The following is a 3,794-nucleotide window of genomic DNA, read 5'->3' as shown; positions in this document are numbered from 1 at the left end:
ACGCCGCTAAGTAGAACACGTTCTAAATAACCTGACAAGACCGCTGCCGACTCTCAGGGTTTTCTCTGGCTGGAGATCGCAGGGGGTCGTGCAGCCCCTGTGTACCGGAGGCGCAGCCGATTCCCGCGTTTGAAGCGTTGGGTCGAATTCCGGTTCGACGATAAGAAATTCAGTCTCATTGGAATTTTGTGCAGGCCCCTCGGGTCTGTGCGGATTCCCGAGGAACGCCTGGTGGACACGACCGGAAAGCCTTGTCGCATTTTGTCCTTTGAGGACAACCCCGCAGACGCGGCGTTGATGCAGGACGCACTCGAAGAGTCCAACTTCTTGTTCGAGATGACTCGCTCAGAGCGTCTCGCCGGTGGACTCGAGATTCTGGAAACGCGCAGTTTCGATGTCATTTTGTTCGATCTCTCTCTGCCCGACAGCTTCGGCCCCGAGACCTTCATCCGCGTCAAAGAACGCGTCCCCGACATCCCCATTGTGGTGATGACGGGGTTCGAGGATGAAGAACTGGGGGCGCGTCTGGTCAAGATGGGCGCTCAGGACTACATGGTAAAAGGGGACAGCGAAGGAGCGATGCTGGTTCGCTCCGTGCGTCACGCGATCGAACGCCACGGCATCGAAAGAGAGCTTCGTTACGCGCAGGTTGCCGCCGTGGAAGCCGTAAAGGCAAAAACGGAATTCTTGGCGTCGATGAGCCACGAAATTCGAAGCCCGATGAATTCGATTCTCGGCATGGCCGACCTGCTGAGCGATACCGAGTTGGACGAAGAGCAGCGGCGCTACGTCGAGGTATTTCGGCGCGCCGGAGAAGCGCTGCTCGGGTTGATCAACAGCATTCTCGATCTGTCCCAGGCCGAAGCCGGTTCCCTCGAACTCGAACAGGTCGTCTTTGACAGTCGAAAACTCTTCGAAGACACGATCGAACTGCTGGCCCTCCCCGCGCACAAGAAGGGACTGTCTCTCGCCTGCGACTTCAAGTCGAATCTTTCGCCCTGGTTGGTCGGAGATGCAGCTCGCCTGCGCCAGATTTTGATCAACCTGATTGGAAATGCCATCAAGTTCACCGATGAAGGCGAAGTGGTGGTGCAGGTAGAGAGCGGCACCAACGAGGCTGGAACGCCGGAACTTCAGGTTTCCATTTCGGACACGGGCATCGGAATCGAATCTCAGAAATTGTCCGTGATCTTCGAGCGATTCAAGCAAGCCGATGGATCGGTGACCCGACGCTTTGGCGGGACGGGCTTGGGGTTGGCCTTGTGCATGGAGCTCGTCAAGCTCATGAACGGGCGCATCTGGGTCACCAGTGAACCCGGGCGTGGCAGCACGTTTCACTTTACAGTGCTCGTCGGCGATGAAGATTCCGATGAGGACGAGCCCTTCGCGAACGAAAGGTTGGACGGAACCCGAGTGTTGCTCGCTGTGGCTGGCGAGACCGAGAGATCGATTCTGTTTGGGATCGCCCACGACGTCGGCTGCGAGGTCGTCGATGTAGCACTTGCGAGTGAGGCGAAGGAGAAGATCGAAGAGTCGATCGCCCAGGACGAACTCTTTGACGTGATCCTGCTGGATTTTCGATTGCCAGAATACGGCGGCTTCCGGGTGCTAAAGGACTTCCAGGCGAGTCCAGCGGTGATGGGAAAAACGGTCATGCTGCTCACCGCCGACCACCGTCCCGGAGATGTGCGTAAGTGCCAGCAATACGGCCTGCGCGACTGGCTCGTCAAACCCGTGCGGGTCGAACCCGTGCTGCAGGTTCTGCGCAGCGCCCGCGCCGGGGGTGAATCCGAGGCCGAGCTGCAGCCCGTGATCGATGCGGAGCCCGCTGCCAGCCGCGATATCAGAACGCTGCGCATTCTTCTGGCCGACGATTCCGCGGACAACCGAGACTTGATTCTCGCGTACTTGCGCAAGACGCCGCACGAGATCGTCGTCGCTGAGGATGGAGCACAGGCCCTGGCAAAATTTCAATTGAGCCCATTTGACCTGGTTCTGATGGACATTCAGATGCCCGTCATGGATGGCTACAGCGCCACGCGATTCATTCGCGGTTGGGAGTTCGAGAAGCAGCTGAAACCGTCGCGGATCATTGCGCTCACCGCCCACGCCTTTACCGAAGAGGTAGAGCGGATGCTGGCCGTGGGTTGCGACATGCACCTGAGTAAACCCGTGCGCAAGGCGACCCTGCTCGAAGTGATCGAAAATTTTGCATGTGAGGCCGAGGGGGACGGGATACAGGATGTCGCAAGTGATCAGTCCGGAGAGAGTGCAGACGCACTTTCGGGGTCCGAGTGCGAAGCCGGGAGCCCGATTCACGTGGTGATCGACGAAGACATCGCAGAGTTGATCGATGGATTTCTGGAAAACCGCCACGCCGACATTGAGCGCCTTAGCGAAGCCATCGAGTGTTCGGATTTTGAGACGATTCGGGTACTTGGACACAACATGAAGGGCGCCGGTCGGGGCTATGGCTTTGACGGGATTTCGGAAATCGGCGTTCAACTTGAAATCACGAGCAAGAAAAAACAGGGAGTGGAAGCGCAAAAGTGCGTTGATCAACTGCAGGACTATCTCGAACGGGTTGTCGTGGACTGATCCCAACCGGTCGGAGTTTCACGCTGCGGAACCCGCAAAAAAAATGAACTGAAGTCGCAAAGCAGGCCAAAGGCCAGGAAGGAAAATCGATATGTCGAATTCAAAAAAAATCCTGATCGTTGACGACGATCCAGACATGCTCAGACTGATGAGCGTCAAGCTCAAAAAGAGCGGCTACGAAGTTGTGATCGCGGGCGATGGGGTCGCGTGCATGTCGATGGTTCGCAAGGAAACCCCCGATCTCATTGTCCTCGATCTGGGTCTGCCCGCGGGAGACGGATTCAAAACGCTGGAGCGACTCAAGAGCCTGGTGCCATTTTCATCGATTCCGGTCATCGTGCTGACCGCTCGCGTTGCTGCAGAGGCAAAAGACAAGGCTTTGAATGCCGGTGCGAGTGCGTTCTTCGAAAAGACCGCGAGCAAGGATGAAGTGCTGGGCGCAGTATGGCGCCTGCTCGACGAGTCTGGTTCCGGCGAGATCTAGAAAGATTTCCCGCTGTCGGTGTGCTGCGCGAGGGAATCGCTCGCTCTAGGGTTTTCCTCGAAAGTTGGGGGGATGCGCCGCGCTGATGGAGGGAAGGAGAATGCGGATCGAGGTTCCAATGCCCGATGTGCAGTCGACGCGCAGGGTTCCGTGATGACCTCGGATGATTCCAAGTGCGGTGGTGAGACCCAGTCCGCGTCCGGGACCCTTGGTGCTGAAGAATGGATCAAATATCTTGGATATGTTCTCCTCAGGAATACCCTCTCCTTGATCTTCTATCGTAAGTAGATTATATCTCCCTCTAGGTATTAGCTGATCATTTAGTACCCCATCATCCTCTACATCGATAATAGTAGTACTGATACTTAGTACTCCTCCTTCAGACATAGACTCAAAGGCATTATTAACGAGGTTCATTATTATTTTTGGTAGATGGGCTTTAGATCCCTTAAACAATAATCTGTCATCTGAAAGTTGAATATCAGTAGTTACTTCCGGATGAATTCTTTTAGCTGCATCATACTCGGCTGAAGAAAAATAATCATTTAGAAGCGCATTCATGTCCATCAATACCATTTTATACTGACCACGGCGGGTCAGAGCCAACAGGTCTGCTATTACATCCGCTGCTCGCTGGGCTGAAAACTTTATAGTATCCAGATCTTTATCTATCGGTTTTCCCTCTGCGTAATCCATTCTTATCAGATCAGGA

The 3,794-nt window shown here is 55.1% G+C and carries 3 protein-coding genes; 2 read left to right on the top strand and 1 reads right to left on the bottom strand.

Features of this window, described 5'->3' with window-relative positions; translation table 11 throughout:
• Positions 1 to 231 precede the first annotated feature (231 nt).
• Both IH881_20370 and IH881_20365 read left to right on the top strand, forming a co-directional pair.
• On the top strand, positions 232 to 2,598 hold the full coding sequence (locus tag IH881_20370; GenBank protein MCH7870054.1) for a response regulator: 2,367 nt from the start codon (positions 232 to 234) through the stop codon (positions 2,596 to 2,598).
• Positions 2,599 to 2,689: 91 nt separating this feature from the next.
• Complete coding sequence (locus tag IH881_20365) at positions 2,690 to 3,082, top strand: response regulator (GenBank protein MCH7870053.1); 393 nt, start codon at positions 2,690 to 2,692, stop codon at positions 3,080 to 3,082.
• A 45-nt stretch (positions 3,083 to 3,127) separates the two neighbouring features.
• Here IH881_20365 and IH881_20360 read toward each other — a convergent pair whose 3' ends face one another.
• Positions 3,128 to 3,778 (bottom strand): hypothetical protein, encoded by a 651-nt coding sequence (locus tag IH881_20360; protein ID MCH7870052.1) that lies wholly within the window; start codon positions 3,776 to 3,778, stop codon positions 3,128 to 3,130.
• Between the last annotated feature and the right edge of the window lie 16 nt (positions 3,779 to 3,794).

It is taken from the genome of Myxococcales bacterium, from assembly GCA_022563535.1.
In the GTDB taxonomy this organism is placed as follows: domain Bacteria; phylum Myxococcota_A; class UBA9160; order UBA9160; family UBA4427; genus DUBZ01.
The sequence above is the reverse complement of the archived record's forward strand: the minus strand, read 5'-3'. Positions and strand labels throughout refer to the sequence as shown.

What these genes read in the sequence shown, in the direction of transcription:
- IH881_20365 (MCH7870053.1), top strand. Translation starts at nt 2,690, where the DNA reads ATGTCGAATTCAAAAAAAATCCTGATCGTTGACGACGATCCAGACATG.
- IH881_20360 (MCH7870052.1), bottom strand. Translation starts at nt 3,778, where the DNA reads ATGGATTACGCAGAGGGAAAACCGATAGATAAAGATCTGGATACTATA.